This is a genomic window from Nocardia sp. bgisy134 (assembly GCF_965341865.1).
Taxonomy (GTDB): Bacteria; Actinomycetota; Actinomycetes; order Mycobacteriales; family Mycobacteriaceae; genus Nocardia.
This window is the reverse complement of record NZ_CBDQZP010000006.1, coordinates 312,798-327,997: the sequence shown is the minus strand read 5'-3', so window position 1 is coordinate 327,997 and position 15,200 is coordinate 312,798. Positions and strand designations below refer to the sequence as shown.

The 15,200-nt window shown below is 68.3% G+C and carries 13 protein-coding genes and 1 tRNA gene; 9 read left to right on the top strand and 5 right to left on the bottom strand.

Annotated elements, in window-relative coordinates; genetic code table 11:
• The first annotated feature begins 303 nt into the window (after positions 1-303).
• Positions 304-630, top strand: coding sequence for an Rv3654c family TadE-like protein (locus tag ACRWNM_RS14150; protein ID WP_431967406.1), 327 nt, complete (start codon positions 304-306; stop codon positions 628-630).
• A 299-nt stretch (positions 631-929) separates the two neighbouring features.
• On the opposite strand, the gene ACRWNM_RS14145 is transcribed toward ACRWNM_RS14150, so the two are convergent.
• Complete coding sequence (locus ACRWNM_RS14145; protein ID WP_431967404.1) at positions 930-3,344, bottom strand: DEAD/DEAH box helicase; 2,415 nt, start codon at positions 3,342-3,344, stop codon at positions 930-932.
• 436 nt (positions 3,345-3,780) lie between these two features.
• On the opposite strand from ACRWNM_RS14145, the gene ACRWNM_RS14140 reads away from it, so the two are divergent.
• From ACRWNM_RS14140 to ACRWNM_RS14130, 3 genes are all read left to right on the top strand, one after another.
• Positions 3,781-3,987, top strand: coding sequence for a cold-shock protein (locus ACRWNM_RS14140; protein ID WP_019044597.1), 207 nt, complete (start codon positions 3,781-3,783; stop codon positions 3,985-3,987).
• 855 nt (positions 3,988-4,842) lie between these two features.
• A complete protein-coding gene (gene topA / locus ACRWNM_RS14135) occupies positions 4,843-7,656 on the top strand; it encodes a type I DNA topoisomerase (protein WP_431967455.1) in 2,814 nt (937 codons plus the stop codon).
• A 61-nt stretch (positions 7,657-7,717) separates the two neighbouring features.
• Positions 7,718-8,221 carry a DUF664 domain-containing protein gene (locus tag ACRWNM_RS14130; protein ID WP_431967400.1) on the top strand — a complete coding sequence of 168 codons (504 nt, stop codon included), beginning with the start codon at positions 7,718-7,720 and terminating at the stop codon, positions 8,219-8,221.
• A 90-nt stretch (positions 8,222-8,311) separates the two neighbouring features.
• Here ACRWNM_RS14130 and ACRWNM_RS14125 read toward each other — a convergent pair whose 3' ends face one another.
• The gene (locus ACRWNM_RS14125) at positions 8,312-8,857 is read right to left on the bottom strand and encodes a DJ-1/PfpI family protein (protein WP_431967398.1); all 546 of its coding nucleotides are present in this window, start codon (positions 8,855-8,857) and stop codon (positions 8,312-8,314) included.
• Between the two features lie 140 nt (positions 8,858-8,997).
• Between ACRWNM_RS14125 and ACRWNM_RS14120 the strand changes: the two genes are divergently transcribed.
• A complete protein-coding gene (locus tag ACRWNM_RS14120) occupies positions 8,998-10,203 on the top strand; it encodes a DNA polymerase III subunit delta' (protein ID WP_431967396.1) in 1,206 nt (401 codons plus the stop codon).
• A 72-nt stretch (positions 10,204-10,275) separates the two neighbouring features.
• A tRNA-Thr gene (locus ACRWNM_RS14115) sits at positions 10,276-10,351 on the top strand.
• Positions 10,352-10,537: 186 nt separating this feature from the next.
• Here ACRWNM_RS14115 and ACRWNM_RS14110 read toward each other — a convergent pair.
• Positions 10,538-11,050, bottom strand: a complete 513-nt coding sequence (locus ACRWNM_RS14110; protein ID WP_431967394.1) for an ArsI/CadI family heavy metal resistance metalloenzyme — start codon at positions 11,048-11,050, stop codon at positions 10,538-10,540.
• Between the two features lie 96 nt (positions 11,051-11,146).
• On the opposite strand from ACRWNM_RS14110, the gene ACRWNM_RS14105 reads away from it, so the two are divergent.
• The gene (locus tag ACRWNM_RS14105; RefSeq protein ID WP_431967392.1) at positions 11,147-11,506 is read left to right on the top strand and encodes an Rv2640c family ArsR-like transcriptional regulator; all 360 of its coding nucleotides are present in this window, start codon (positions 11,147-11,149) and stop codon (positions 11,504-11,506) included.
• A gap of 157 nt (positions 11,507-11,663) precedes the next feature.
• On the opposite strand, the gene ACRWNM_RS14100 is transcribed toward ACRWNM_RS14105, so the two are convergent.
• The gene (locus ACRWNM_RS14100; protein WP_431967390.1) at positions 11,664-12,017 is read right to left on the bottom strand and encodes a DoxX family protein; all 354 of its coding nucleotides are present in this window, start codon (positions 12,015-12,017) and stop codon (positions 11,664-11,666) included.
• A 92-nt stretch (positions 12,018-12,109) separates the two neighbouring features.
• Here ACRWNM_RS14100 and ACRWNM_RS14095 point away from each other — a divergent pair, with 92 nt between their 5' ends.
• Entirely contained in the window at positions 12,110-13,003 is an 894-nt protein-coding gene (locus tag ACRWNM_RS14095; protein WP_431967388.1) for a LysR family transcriptional regulator, read from the top strand.
• A gap of 57 nt (positions 13,004-13,060) precedes the next feature.
• On the opposite strand, the gene ACRWNM_RS14090 is transcribed toward ACRWNM_RS14095, so the two are convergent.
• The gene (locus ACRWNM_RS14090) at positions 13,061-14,116 is read right to left on the bottom strand and encodes an alpha/beta fold hydrolase (protein WP_431967386.1); all 1,056 of its coding nucleotides are present in this window, start codon (positions 14,114-14,116) and stop codon (positions 13,061-13,063) included.
• 403 nt (positions 14,117-14,519) lie between these two features.
• Between ACRWNM_RS14090 and ACRWNM_RS14085 the strand changes: the two genes are divergently transcribed.
• The gene (locus ACRWNM_RS14085) at positions 14,520-15,185 is read left to right on the top strand and encodes a hypothetical protein (RefSeq protein WP_431967384.1); all 666 of its coding nucleotides are present in this window, start codon (positions 14,520-14,522) and stop codon (positions 15,183-15,185) included.
• The last annotated feature ends 15 nt before the right edge of the window (positions 15,186-15,200 follow it).

Genomic DNA, 15,200 nt, shown 5'->3' with positions numbered 1-15,200 from the left:
CGCGTGTGTCGGCCTGATGCGGCGTTGGGCTGGCGGTCGTCTGTTGGTGTGCGTGGGCCCGGCGCGGTATTGGGCTGCCGGTCGAGGGTCGGTGTGCCTTGGTCCGGCTCGACGTTGGGCTGCCGGTCAGCTGTAGGTGTGTGTCGGCCTGGCGTGGTGTTGGGCTGTCGGTCGGCGGTCGGTGTGCCTCAGACCGGGTCGGCGCTGCGTTGCCCGCCGTCATGGCCAGGGCTGGGGGCGGGGCGCGGAAGTAAAGGGAGCGATCGATCGCGTCGTGAGCCAGGGGAGCGGGGTGGAGCGACGGTGTTCGCCTGCGTGGCGCTGATCGGGTTGATCGCGGCGGCGCTGGTGATCGGGCAGGTAGGGATGGTCGTCGTCGCGCGGCATCGGGCGCAGGCGGGGGCGGATCTGGCGGCATTGGCGGCGGCCGGGGCATTGGACGGCGGGGCCGAGGCGGGATGCGCGGCGGGGGAGGAGGTGGCGCGGCGGATGGGATCGCGGATTAGTGAGTGCCGGATCGATGGATGGCACGCGACCGTGGCGGTGGCGCGGAATATACCAATGGGTCTGTTCGGAGTGCGGACTGTTCATGCGGTTGCTCGGGCGGGACCGGTCGCAGAGGAACAGTGACCGATGTGTACGAACACTGGTCAGTGTTAGTTCCGAACCACGAATTCAGCCATAGGAATAATCGAATAATTACGATGCGATATCTATTTTACGCACGGGTACGGAAATTCTTTGGCGATGAATCCGCACGTCGAGTGGTATGGGGCGTGGCAATGCCCTAGTTAACATGAATCTAATCCTCTTTATTCGGGCGGGCGGCGTGCCCCGACGGTATGGGACGGGACGGGTCGAGCGAGGCAGCCGACAGCCGGTGACCGCCGCGTAGATGGCGCTTCGGTCACGCCGGGAGGACGCTGCCGTCACGAACCGAGATCTGCGTCTTCACCTGCGCGAATGCCGGTCTCGGCGGGCCCGTTCAGCTCGGCCAGTACGGCAGCCAGCAGTCGTGCCGAGGCTCCCTTGTCGAGTGGATGGTTGCCGTTACCGCACTTGGGCGACTGCACGCACGAAGGGCAGCCCGCGGTGCACGTGCAGGAGTCGATGGCCGACAGGGTCGCCGAGAGCCAGCGGCGCAGCTGGGCGAAGCCACGCTCGGCGAAACCTGCGCCCCCGGGTTGGCCGTCGTAGACGAAGACGGTCGGCAGACCGGTGTCCGGGTGCTCGGCGGTGGAGACGCCGCCGATATCCCATCGATCGCAGGTGGCGACCAGGGGCAGCAGGCCGATCGCGGCGTGCTCGGCGGCGTGCAGCGCGCCGGGCGCTTGCCGTGGGTCGATGCCTGCGGCGGCGAGGAGCTCGGGTGTGACGGTGTAGAACACCGCGCGGGTGGGCAGGGTCTGCGGCGGGAGATCCAGCTCGACCAGGTCGAGGACCTCGCCGGTGGGCAGGGTGCGCAGATAGCCGATCACCTGACTGGTCACGGTGACCTGCGCCAACGCGCTGGTCACGGCCCCGTGCCGGTGCTGTTCGGTGAGCGCTTCGACGGCGATGTCGGTGACCTGCCGCGCGCTGGTGGTCCATCCGAGTTCGGCGGCGTGCACGAACGCGACGCCGCCGTCCAGGTCGAGCTCGTCGACCACGTAGGTCTCGCCTTGGTGCAGGTGGACCGCGCCCTGGTGCAAGGTGGCGGGGGCGCGCCCGGCGTCGGCGGTGCCGAGCAGCCTGCCGGTCTCGCCGTCGACGATGGCCACCGGCGCGCCGATGCCGCCGCGCACGTCGACGTTGTCGTGCGGGTGCGCGTCCGCGGTCACATACCAGCGCGCGGCGCCGTCCCGACCTGCCACGCGACGCCTGATGAGGCCCTCGGCCGCGAGGTCGGCGAGGACCTCTCGTGCGCCGAGTTCGTCCACTTCGGCGTCGGTGAGCGGCAGTTCGAGCGCCGCGCACAACAGCTGCGGTCCCACTACATAGGGATTGCGCGGGTCGGTGATGGTGGCCTCGACCGGCTTGTCCAGCAACGCCTCGGGATGGTGCACGAGGAAGGTGTCGAGCGGATCGTCCCTGGCCACCAGCACGACGAGCGAACCCTGGGTGCGCCTGCCCGCCCGGCCTGCCTGCTGCCAGAAGGAGGCGACGGTGCCGGGAAAACCGGAGATCACCACCGCGTCCAAGCCCGCGATGTCCACGCCGAGCTCCAGCGCGTTGGTGCTGGCCGCGCCGAGCAGAGAACCGTCGGAGAGGGCGGTCTCCAGCTCGCGCCGGTCCTCCGCCAGGTAGCCCGCGCGGTAGGCGGCGATCCGCTCGGCGAGCGTCGGATCCACCTCCGCGAGCAGCCTGCGTGCTTCCATCGCGGTGAGTTCGGCGGCGCGTCTGGAACGGACGAAGGTCAGCGTTCGCGCGCCCTCGACCACCAGGTCGGCCATGATCCGCGCCGCCTCCGAGGTCGCCGAGCGGCGAACGGGTGCGCCGTTCTCGCCGGTCAGCGCGGTGAGCAGGGGCGGCTCCCACAGCGCGACGGTGCGCGGTCCCTGCGGCGAACCGTCCTCGGTCACGGCGACACAGGGCGCGCCGATCAGCCGGGACGCCGCGGCCGAGGGTTCGGCGGTGGTCGCCGAGCACAGCACGAAGACCGGATCGGCGCCGTAGCGGGCCGCGATCCGCCGCAGCCTGCGCAGGACGAGGGCGACGTGCGAGCCGAAGACGCCCCGATAGGCGTGGCATTCGTCGACGACGACGTAGCGCAGCCTGCGGAACACCCTGGCCCAGCGCTGATGGGAACGCAGCATGCCGACGTGCAGCATGTCCGGGTTGGTGAAGATCCACCGCGCGTTCGCCCGCACCCATTGGCGGATCTCGGCGGGTGTGTCGCCGTCGTACGTCGCCGGATGCACATCCCGCAGCGGGCCTTCGTGCGTGAGCGCGCCGATCGCGCGCAGTTGATCAGCGCCGAGCGCCTTGGTGGGAGAGATATAGAGGGCGGTTGCCTTCGGGTCCTCCAGTAGTGCGGTCAGCACGGGCAATTGGTAGCCGAGCGATTTACCGGACGCGGTTCCCGTGCTCACCACGACATGCCGCCCCGACGCCGCCAGGTCGGCGGTCTTGGTCTGATGTGTCCAGGGCGCCGCTATCCCGGTGTTACGCAGCGCCTCGACGACGTCAGGAGCCGCCCAATCCGGCCACGCGGTGACGCCCGCGGGCCGCGCGGGCAGCTCTACGACGTGCGTCAGCCGGGGATCGGCATCCAGGCCCTCTGTTTGGACACGGTTCAGCAACGATCGCCCGTATCCGGGGCCGCTGCCGCGCCCGTTTCGCGCCACCTGGTCGGTTGGATTCACGGTGTGGCGATCCCGACACGCGAGGAAAGTGTGAAACGTGTGTGGTTGGGAAGGCTCACCAGCCATTTCGATACCAAATAGCGACCTGGGTCACAGCTGGTTTGCCAGATGCCGTCCCGGTTATCCAAGGGCAAACGAACCTGAAGTACGGATTCGAGCATTGTGTCCCTCACCTGCGCATTCGCAAGATCAACTTTTTTGCAAATTGTCGGTAACTCGACTGTTGAATTGCTCGAAGACATGGTTCACTAGTTCCTGGTCGCAAGCTTCTGTGTTCGAGGGACGGATCCAAAGTCCAAACCGTCAGCAGGATCGATGTTGCGAACGGTGTGCTTGGTGCTTTCCTGCAGGGGGAACCAAGAGTACAGCGGTCGGAACGGACCCGGTGGACGAACCCAGTTGTCCGCCGTTCCGGTAAGAAAAGAGAAGGAACAGAATGGCACAGGGAACTGTGAAGTGGTTCAACGCGGAGAAGGGGTTCGGCTTCATCGCGCCGGAGGACGGCTCCGCTGACGTCTTCGTCCACTACTCCGAGATCCAGGGGACGGGCTTCCGCACCCTCGAGGAGAACCAGAAGGTCGAGTTCGAGGTTGGCCAGGGCACCAAGGGCCCTCAGGCCACTGGAGTTCGCGCGCTCAGCTGAGCGACGCTGATCCACAGCTCGTCCCCCACCACCGGTGACCGGAGGTGGGGGACGAGCTATATCCGGGGTAGGTCGAAAAGGGCATTCTGTTCGTGAAAAATATGAACAAAATGCCCCGCCGTACCAATCGGTACGACTTCCCATCGGCTGGCGCCCGAAAGGGGCGGTTCGCGAACCCTCGCGCCGCTCCGGAGGAAGCGCGCATTCCCACGTGGAGCCGGTCGGTGACGCAAAACCGCAGCTCGAGGACCTAACGGCAACCCGATCGGCGCCTCGGGGTCGTCCGCCGACCGAGTGGCCGACCTCCGTTCGGCGCCTGGTCGATCGGTTTGTTGGCTGCACGGTGCCGCATGTTCGCCGCAGCGGAGTTCATCGGCTTCGGCTCGCCCCACGGCCGAGCGCCGGCACGCCGGTCGCGAACGGAACCGCGCGCATCAGCCCCAGCCCCGAAACGCGCCGAAGCCGCTTGACGTCCATAGGGATTGGCGCCCGACCACACATCCGGTCGCCCCCTCACTCCGTATACAACGGAGAAACCATCCAACAGCCGCGCGTCCCCATTACTCGGGGGACGAGTGGCACCAGCCGAATGCACGCGTACCAGCGCGGCAAACAACAGGGCATACTGATCGGCAGTGATCACGTACGCTCAGTGGTTCGGGTCGCAAGCCTCGACCACAGCCAGCGTCAAGGTATAAACGTGACTGGTAGCGATGTCAGCGTCGCCGCCGCTTGCCCCAAACCGTGCACAAACGCGCACCAGCGCGCCGCGCGGGTCGAGAAGGAAAGGTGTTTTCGCCGGTGGCAACACGAGACCGCGGTGCAGCCGACCAGGGCCGTCCCCTGCGTCGTCTCGTGATCGTCGAGTCCCCGACCAAGGCGCGCAAGATCGCGCCCTATCTGGGCCGCAACTACACGGTGGAAGCCTCCGTCGGCCACATCCGGGACTTGCCGCGCGGTGCGGCGGACGTGCCCGCCAAGTACAAAGGGCAGCCGTGGGCGCGCCTGGGCGTGGACGTGGACAACGATTTCGAGCCCATCTACGTGGTGAGCCCGGACAAGAAGGCCAAGGTCACCGAGCTCAAGAGCCTGCTCAAGGACGCCGACGAGCTGTATCTGGCCACCGACCCCGACCGCGAGGGCGAGGCTATCGCCTGGCATCTGCTGGAGACGCTGAAGCCGAAGGTGCCGGTGCGCCGGATGGTGTTCCACGAGATCACCGAGCCCGCCATCCAGGCCGCGGCCGCGGACACCCGCGAGCTCGATCCTGATCTGGTCGACGCGCAGGAGACCAGGCGCATCCTGGACCGGCTGTACGGCTACGAGGTCAGCCCGGTGCTGTGGAAGAAGGTCATGCCGCGCTTGTCGGCGGGCCGGGTGCAGTCCGTCGCGACCCGCGTGATCGTCCAGCGCGAGCGGGAGCGGATGGCGTTCCGTTCCGCGGAGTACTGGGACATCGCGGCCAAGCTGGACGCGGGCACGGGCGAGGCGGCCGACGCGACCAATCCGCGGACCTTCGGCGCGCGGCTGGTGAACGTCGACGGCGCGCGGGTCGCGACCGGCCGGGATTTCGGACCCGACGGGCAGCTCAAGTCCACCAACGGCGTCATCGTCCTCGACGAGGGCTACGCGCGGCGGTTGGCGGAGGCGCTCGACGGCGCGGATCTGGTGGTGTCCTCGGCCGAGGCCAAGCCGTACACCCGCAAGCCATATGCGCCGTTCATGACGTCCACCCTCCAGCAGGAGGCGGGTCGAAAGCTGCGTTTCACCTCCGAGCGAACCATGCGGGTGGCGCAGCGGCTCTACGAAAACGGCTACATCACCTACATGCGTACCGACTCGACCACGCTGTCGGAGTCGGCGATCGCCGCGGCCCGCTCGCAGGCGACCCAGCTCTACGGCGCGGAGTACGTGCATCCCACGCCGCGCCAGTACACCCGCAAGGTGAAGAACGCGCAGGAGGCGCACGAGGCGATCCGCCCGTCGGGCGACACCTTCGTCACGCCGGGACAGCTGCACGCGCGGCTCGACAATGACGAGTTCCGGCTGTACGAGCTGATCTGGCAGCGCACCGTCGCCTCGCAGATGGCCGACGCGCGCGGTACCACGCTGACGCTGCGCATCACCGGCGTCGCGGGCACCGGCGAGGAGTGCGTGTTCTCCGCGTCGGGTCGCACGATCACCTTCCCCGGCTTCCTCAAGGCGTACGTGGAGAGCGTGGACGAGGAGGCGGGCGGCCAGTCCGACGACGCCGAATCCCGGCTTCCCGCACTGGAAGAGGGCCAGGGCGTCACGGCGGTCGAGCTGAATCCCGATGGGCACACCACGAATCCGCCCGCGCGCTACACCGAGGCCTCGCTGATCAAGACGCTCGAAGAGCTCGGCATCGGCCGCCCATCGACGTACTCCTCGATCATCAAGACGATCCTGGACCGCGGGTACGTGTACAAGCGCGGTAGCGCGCTGGTGCCGTCGTGGGTGGCGTTCGCGGTGGTCGGGCTGCTGGAGGCGTACTTCGGCAGGTTGGTCGACTTCGACTTCACCGCCGCCATGGAGGACGATCTCGACGCCATCGCGGGCGGCCGGGAGCAGCGCGGAAACTGGTTGTCCAGCTTCTACTTCGGCGGCGAGCACGGCGTCGAGGGTTCGGTCGCGCGCTCCGGCGGGTTGAAGAAGATGGTCGGCGAGCAGCTCGACGACATCGACGCCCGCGAGGTCAACTCGATCAAGCTCTTCACCGACGCCGAGGGCCGCGACGTCGTGGTTCGGGTCGGCCGTTTCGGGCCGTATCTGGAGCGGATGGTCGTCAATCCCGATGACCCCGAAGGTGATCTGATTTCGCAGCGGGCGAACCTGCCCGACGATCTTCCGCCCGACGAGCTGAGCCCCGAGGCCGCCGAGAAGCTGTTCTCGACGCCGCAGGAAGGGCGCAGGCTGGGCGCCGACCCGGAGACCGGGAACGAAATCGTCGCCAAGGAAGGACGTTTCGGTCCCTACGTCACCGAGATCCTGCCCGAGCCCGCCGCCGAAGAGGCGCCGGCCAAGAAGACCGCGAAGAAGGCCGCCGCGCCCAAGCCGCGCACCGGTTCGCTGTTCAAGTCGATGGACCTGGCCACGATCACCCTCGACGACGCGCTGAAACTGCTGTCGCTGCCGCGGGTGGTCGGCTCCGATCCGGCGTCCGGCGAGGAGATCACGGCGCAGAACGGCCGGTACGGCCCGTATCTGAAGAAGGGCACCGATTCGCGGTCGCTGGCGTCGGAGGACCAGATCTTCACCGTCACGCTCGACGAGGCGCTGAAGATCTATGCCGAGCCGAAGCGCCGCGGCAGGCAGGCCGCGAGCGCGGCCCCGCTACGCGAGCTGGGTAACGACGCGGCCACCGGCAAGCCGATGGTGATCAAGGACGGCCGGTTCGGTCCCTACGTCACCGACGGCGAGACCAACGCCAGCCTGCGCAAGGGCGACGAGGTCGAGTCCATCACCGACGCGCGCGCCTCGGAGCTGCTGGCCGACCGGCGCGCTCGTGGCCCGGTGAAGAAGGCGGCGAAGAAGACCGCGGCCAAGAAGACCCCGGCGAAGAAGACCACCGCCAAGAAAGCCGCGGCCAAGAAGACGACCACCGCGAAGAAGACCGCGGCGAAGAAGACGGCCGCAGAGAAGTCCTGAGCGCGGGCTCGGCGTGGGTTAGCCTCGGTCGGTACGGCCCGTATCCGGGAAAGGACCGACCATGGCCGATCGGGAGCGCGAGGATCTGATCGCGATGCTGGCGGATCAGCGCGAGCTGTTCCGGATCACCGTCCGAGGCATCGACGACGATCAGGCGCGCAAACGCACCACGGTCAGCGAGCTGACCCTGGGCGGGCTGCTGCATCACCTGATCAACTGCGAGCGCCACTGGACCTCGGTGATCGTGACGCGCGACGAGCACGCCGTACTGGACGTCTCCCAGTTCGACGGCGAGTACGTCATGGCGCCGGACGAGACCGTGCAGGAGCTGCTCGACACCTGGGACGAGGTGGCGGCCGCCACGGCCGAAGTGATCCGGACCGTGGACAGCCTCGACACCTCCATCCCCACCCCGACCGCCCCGTGGACGCCAGAAAGAATCTGGCAGACGGTGCGTTTCACGATCCTGCACATCCTGCGCGAGATCGCGCACCACTCCGGGCACGCCGACATCATCCGCGAGGAACTGGACGGGCAGAACAGCACCTACTCCAGGGCCTCCTGAGAGTCGGCGGCCGGAGCGAACGACTATTCGCGCAGCCGGACGCAGTTCGTCCTCAGCTCGCGTACGGCCGCAGCGAACGCGCAGGTACGCCTATTCGCGCAGCAGCCGGACGAACTCGCGCATCCAGGCGGGATGGTCAGGCCAGGCGCGGCCGGTGACGATGTTGTCCTCCACGTGCGCCTCGCTGTCCACGAACTTGCCGCCCGCGGCCTCGATGTCGGGGGCGAGGGCGGGGTAGGCGCTGCACGAGCGGCCGGTGAGCACGCCTGCCGCGGCGAGGATCAGCGGGCCGTGGCAGAGGGCGGCGATCGGCTTGCGTTGTTCGGCGAAATGCTGGACGACGCGCTGGCAGTCCGGGTTGTTGCGCAGGTACTCCGGTGCGCGGCCGCCGGGCACCACCAGCGCGCCGTAGTTCTCCGGGGCGACGTCGGCCAGCGCGAGGTCGGCGGGCCAGCTGTGGCCGAGCTTCTCGGTGTAGGTGTCGAAACCGTCCGCGAAGTCGTGGACGACGAATTGGAGCTTCTTCACGGTCGGCGCCGCGATGTCCACCTCGTGCCCCTCTTCGAGCAGGCGCTGGTAGGGGTAGAAGACCTCGAGGTCTTCGGCGGCGTCCCCGGCGATCAACAGGATTCTCACGATGATTCCACCTCCGCGTCGAGCATCCGTCAGCGTGGTGAGCCGGGTCAACGACTTCGCGATCGATGCCGCGTGTCGCGCGGGGACAGGCCGTGACCGGCCGAGGGAACGTGTCGGATCGGACGGCTAGGGTGTATGCCGTGGCGGGAGTCTTCGATCGGTTGGTCGGCCAGGATGCGGTCGAGTCCGAGCTGACGGCTGCCGCGATCGCGGCCCGCGCCGGGGTGGTCGAGGGCGCGATGACGCACTCCTGGTTGTTCACCGGACCGCCCGGATCCGGCAGATCCATTGCGGCACTGTGCTTCGCGGCGGCCTTGCAGTGCACCGACGCGGGCACGCCCGGCTGCGGCAAGTGCCACGCCTGCACCACGACCATGGCGGGCACGCACGGCGACGTGCGGCGGGTGGTGCCCGAGGGGCTGAGCATCAGCACCAAGGAGATGCGCGAGATCGTGCAGGTCGCCTCGCGTCGCCCGAGCACCGGGCGCTGGCAGGTGGTGGTCATCGAGGACGCCGACCGTTTGACGGAGGCGGCAGGGAACGTGCTGCTCAAGGTGGTCGAGGAGCCGCCGGACCGCACGGTGTTCCTGCTGTGCGCGCCGTCGGTCGATCCCGAGGACATCTCGGTGACGCTGCGCTCGCGATGCAGGCACGTGCACCTGGTGACGCCCTCGGTCCCGGCCATCGCGCAGGTGTTGAAGGAGCGCGACAAGCTCGACGAGAAGACCGCGAACTGGGCGGCTTCGGTCAGCGGCGGTCACGTCGGGCGGGCCAGGCGGCTGGCCACCGACGAAGAGTCGAGGGCGCGCAGGCAGCGGGCGCTGGCCTTGGTGTCGGCCGTCGCGCGACCGGGCGCGGCCTACGCCGCCGCCGACGAACTGGTGAAGGCCGCCGACGACGAGGCCAAACAGATGAGCGCGGCCCGCGACGAACGCGAACGCGAGGAGCTGGCCACCGCGCTCGGCGCGGGCGGGACAGGCAAGGGCGCGGCGAGCGCGACCCGAGGGTCCGCGGGCGTGCTGAAAGACCTGGAGCGCCGTCAGAAGTCCCGCGCCACCCGCACCGGTCGCGACGCCCTCGATCGCGCACTGATCGACGTAGCAGGGGTGTACCGCGACGCGCTCGCCGTCCGCTTCGGCGCCGCGCGCGCGGGCTCGGGCGTCGTCCTCACCCATCCCGACCTGTCCGACCAGATCCACGACCTCGCCGACCGCGTTCGCCCGGAAGGCCTGCTGGGCTCCATCGAGGCCGTGCTCGCCTGCCGCGAGGCCCTCGACCTCAACGTCAAGCCCCGCTTCGCCCTCGCCGCCATGGTCGCGGCCATCATGGCCGCCCAATCCGCCTGACCGCACCCCTCGGGACCACCCGTTTTCGCGATCCGGCCACGGAGACGATAGACTCGCGTCGCCGAAAGGCACGCCGCCTTAGCTCAGTCGGTAGAGCGCTTCACTCGTAATGAAAAGGTCGGGGGTTCGATTCCCCCAGGCGGCTCCATTTTTTTCCTGGCGGAGGCTGCTGTGAGCCCCTCACCGCCTGTTCAACGCACCGGTAGCAACTCGCCGACCAACTCCGCGACGCGCTTGCGGATCTCGTCGTGGATCGGGCGCACGGCGAGCGAGAAGATCACAGCGACAAGCCCTGCCGTCGCTACGACTTCGTCGACAATTTCGACTGGTTCGGTTATCGGCAGCAGGTGGCCCCGGAGGCGATCGCCTCTTGTTTGGCCGCCGGGGTGCAGCACGAGTCCGCTGCGGCCTCGGCGGATGTGTCCGCGCAACACTCGGCCACGGCCTCGGCGCTGTCGAGTTCGGGTGCGGCGCCGAAGGTTTCACTGTCGGCGAGCACCGTGTAGACCTCCCATCGTTCGGTGCCGGGGCCGCTGACCCACACCTTGTCCTGGGTGGCGAAGCAGCACGTCGTGGCGATCTGCTCCTCGGTGAACAGCCCGGCCTCGGACAGGCGCGCGATTTCGGAGTGCACCTGTTCGGGGGACTCGACCTCCACGCCGAGGTGGTTCAGGCTGCCGCCGTGGCCTGGATTCTCGATCAGGACCAGTTTCAGCGGCGGTTCCGCGATGGCGAAGTTGGCGTAACCGGGCTTACGCTTGGCCGGTTCGGCCTGGAACAGCGTGGAGTAGAACGCGACCGCGGTATCGAGGTCGTCGACATTGAGGGCGAGTTGAACGCGGGACATCAGAACCTCCAAGTAATTCGATATATGTCGAATAGCTGACAACCCGAGTCTTCTACCTTCTTCGACATATGTCAATAAGGTGCGTACGATTGGGGCATGCCGAAGGCGCTTCCCGTGATAGACATGTCCGCCCCGGTGTGCTGCGCCCCGGTGGCCGCCGCGCCCGTGGGCGAGTCCGCCGCCCTGGAGGTGGCATTGCGCCTCAAGGCCATCGCCGACCCGGTTCGCGTTCGCCTGCTGTCGCTTCTCCTCACCAGTCCCGGCGGTGAGGAGAACGGCGGCGATCTCGCCGCGGCGGTCGGCGTCTCCGAATCCACCGCCAGCCATCACCTCACGCAACTGCGCAAAGCGGGACTGATCGAATCCGAGCGACGTGGCATGAACACCGTCCATCGCGCCCGCCGCGACTCCCTGTCCGCGCTCTGCGTCGTTCTAGACCCCAACTGCTGCCGGTGATCGAGCGCTGACCGCGCGGGCGGGATTACTCGGACAACGCCTCATTCCTGACCCAGCTGGGTCTGCTGCCCGCTCCGAGCGAGGCCTGAGGCCGGTTCGGCACCGGAGGCTCCCTCCGCGCGCGGTGCGGAAGGAGATTTCGCCGTATTCGCGGGGCTCAGCCGAATCGGTACGCCAGGGTGGCGGCGAGAGTGGCCGCGGTCAGTGCGAAGGCGGTCGCGGCCATGCCGAGCTGGTAATCGCGGACCCGCAGGTGCGCGATGATCGCGCCGACGAAGTAGAGCACCAAACCGGTCGCCGCGGCGATGCCGACCGGCGGAATGACGAATCCCGCGACCAGTCCGAGCGCTCCGGCGCCGAGCAATACGCCCAGCGGAAGCATCCACGACTCCGGCACCTGCACCTGTTTCGACGCCGCGACCGGAATGGGGTGGTGCACGAAGTCCATCCAAGCTCCGGTCGCCGCGCCGAGGGCGGTGAGCGCGGTCAGGGTGACATAGAGGGCGAACACGAGGGGACCTTCCTGGCGGCGACGACCTTGTTCCCTCAGTCTCGATTCGGCGGTCGTTGTCGCACCAATACCTGTATCCATAACCTGACGGCATGGATGTCGATACTCGGCTGCTGCGCTACTTCGCCGCCGTCGCCGAGGAGGGGAACCTCACGCGCGCGGCGGAACGGCTCTACGTGTCGCAACCGGCGCTCACGAAGCAGATCAAGCAGCTCGAAACCTTGTTGGGGGCGCGACTTTTCACCCGTTCGCGGGCGGGGATGACGCTGACCGAAGCCGGGCGCGCGCTGGCACTGCGGGTGCCCGCCCTGCTCGACGACTGGAATCGCGCGCTCTCCGAAACCCATGCCGCGGCCGCGCGGGAGGCCCGCGTCCTGCGTGTCGGTTTCCTCGCCAGCGCCGCCAACGAGGCCACTCGGGAGATCATCGCCGCGTTCGGCGAGCGCAGGCCGGGCTGGCGCGTCGATATGCGCCAGAGCCCATGGTCGGACCCCACCGCGGGGCTGGCCGAGGGCAGCGTGGATGTGGCACTGCTGCGGCTGCCGATTCCGGACCAGGAATCGTGGCGGGTCGAGGTGCTGCTCACCGAGCCGCGCTGTGTGGTGCTGCCGAATACGCACCGGCTTGCCGATCGAGACGAGATCCCCTTCCGCGAACTGCTCGACGAGCCCTTCATCGCGGCCCCGCAAGCGACCGGTCGGTGGCGTGATTATTGGCTGGCCGTCGACGAGCGGGAGGGCGTTCCGCCGCGCATCGGCGCGGTCACCAAGCATCCGGACGACTGGCTCAACGCGATCGCGAACGGATACGGCGTGGCCCTGGCTCCGGAGTCCACCGCCCGCTTCTACCAGCGGCCCGGTGTGGTGTTCCGTCCGGTGGTCGGCATCGCCGCCAGCCAGGTGGGCGTCGCGTGGAATCCGATCGATGACGGCAACGCGCCCGTCCAGGACTTCGTTCGCAGCTGCCTGCGCTTCAAGCAGGCGTGACGGGGGCGCTGCTCCCGGGCCGGGCGCCGTTGACCGGCCCGGGAGCAACTCTGCGGATCAGACCGCGGTGGCGCGGTGGTTGCCCGCGCTCTGGGCGATCCTGTCGATTTCGGCGTTGAAGCGGTCGGCGGCCTCGATGTTGCCGAGGTGACCGGTGGGCCAGATCTGGTAATCGGCCAGCGAGCCCGTCGCGGTGAGGGCGTCGACGATGGGGCGGTTCATGCGGGCGGGCAGCAGGTGGTCGTGCTCGCCCGCGATGACGGTGGTGGGGACCGTCAGGTGCTTGGCCGAGTCGCCGAGGTCGAGCGCGGCCAGGGCGGCGGCGTGCAGGCCGCGGGTCAGCGGACGGCAGGAGCGGACGATGCCGAGCGAGAAGGCGACCTCGTCGGCGGTCGCGTTCTTGGTCATCAACCTGGCCTTGATGAGCGAGGTCACGACCGGACCGCCCGGCAGCGGCACCGGCGCGTTCAGCAGCGTCTCGGCGACCACCAGCGGCAGGCGGACGCCCGCGCCGAAGACGGTGACCGGACGGCTGGCCATCGTGAGCGGCTTGTTCAGCAGCGGAAGGAGATCCGTCTCGTGGCGGATCTCGCGGGCGGCGGTGTTCGCGAGCACCACGGCGTTGGCGCGCGCAGACACTTGCTCCGGGTAACGGGCGGCCCAAGCCTGCAAGGTGATGCCACCCATGCTGTGGCCGACCAAGGTGGCGCGCTTGCCGCGCGGCAAGGCGGCGTCGAGGACGGTGGCCAGGTCGTCGGCGAGGGTTTCGCCGCTCGGCGCGATTCGTCCCAGTGTGCTCTCGCCATGGCCGCGCTGATCGTAGGCGATGACGCGGTAACGGTCCGCGAGTGCGTTGATCTGCGGGTTCCAGTACTCGATGCAGCAGCTCCACCCGTGGATGAGCACGATGATTTCGCCGTCGGCAGGTCCGTAGGCGTGCACTCGGAGCTGGGCGCCGTCGACGGTGGTGACCGGAATCGTTTCGCAGGGCACTGTCGGCTTGTTCAGCGAAGTTGTCGCGAACTTACGGGATCGCAGTCCGGCCCGATAGGCCGCGGTGAGCGGTTCGGCGCCGCGTATCCCAGCCAGTGTCTTCATCGACGTCACCAGCATTGTGCACTCCTTTGTGTCATCCGCCACAGTACGGTGCAAGCAAAGTGCTTGCAAGTGCAAGCGCTTTATGGCGGAAATCCTGGCGCATATCTGTGGATACCCAATATTCGGTCCGGTGAACTCTGCTCGAGGGGAGAAACATCGCGCGCGAGCGAAGTCTCTCCCGGAGTGCACACGGATCGAACGGTCACATCCGGTACATCGCAGTCCGGACGCGCGTCGCTATCGGCGGTATCCGATCGTTATCAGTCCGAAGCCCGGCTTCGTTCGGCGCGGTCCGCCCGATCCGGATGGATGCGCGCCGACGACGGCCGCCGCACCCATCGACTGTCGCCAGGATGTCCCCGGCGCGGGGCATTCTGTACGCGCACAGGGAGATTCCCGGATGGGTGAGGAGAGAGGTGTGACCGACAGCTTCATGCTGGCCACCAGAATCCCGATGTCGCGCGAGGGTTTCGAGAGGTGGTTGGACACCCCGGCGCCGGGACCGGACGCCATCGCCAATCCGGAAGCGATGTTCGACGGGTGGTTCTGGGACGGCCGCCGAGCCGGCTCCGAATGGGAGAGCGCCGTCGTCGGTCGGACACCGCGGAGGTTCTTCGCCGGGCGGGTGCGTGAGTCCTGCGCCGGGCGCCCGCACGACACCGTGCTGCTGCACCGCGACGGCGCGCTGGAGGCGTACCTGTTCCACCTCGGCTACGTGGAGTCGAGTGTGCACACGGCGCTGCTGATGTTCGCCGCGGCCGGGGCGTTCAGGACCGAACCCGGCGAAGACGCGGTGCTGTTCTGGGCGGAGACCAGCGGCGGTCTGCCGGATCCCGACTGGGACGGGTGGCTGTCCGTGTTGTCGGTGGGCGACAGCGGGGCACGGTTTTCCGGAGCGATCGACCTGACCGCAGCCGTCACGGGCCTGCGTCCGGTCGAGAACCGCTTCTTCGGCATGGTCGAGCGTCTGGCCGAGGAGGAAGAGTCTTGGGGCGACGATTCCGATGGGCCCTACCGCACGGCCGCGCCGCGCGACCCGTCCTTCGTCGACCCGGCGGTGCTGGCGGACGCCGCCTCGCGATAGCCGAGCTCGGCGTTC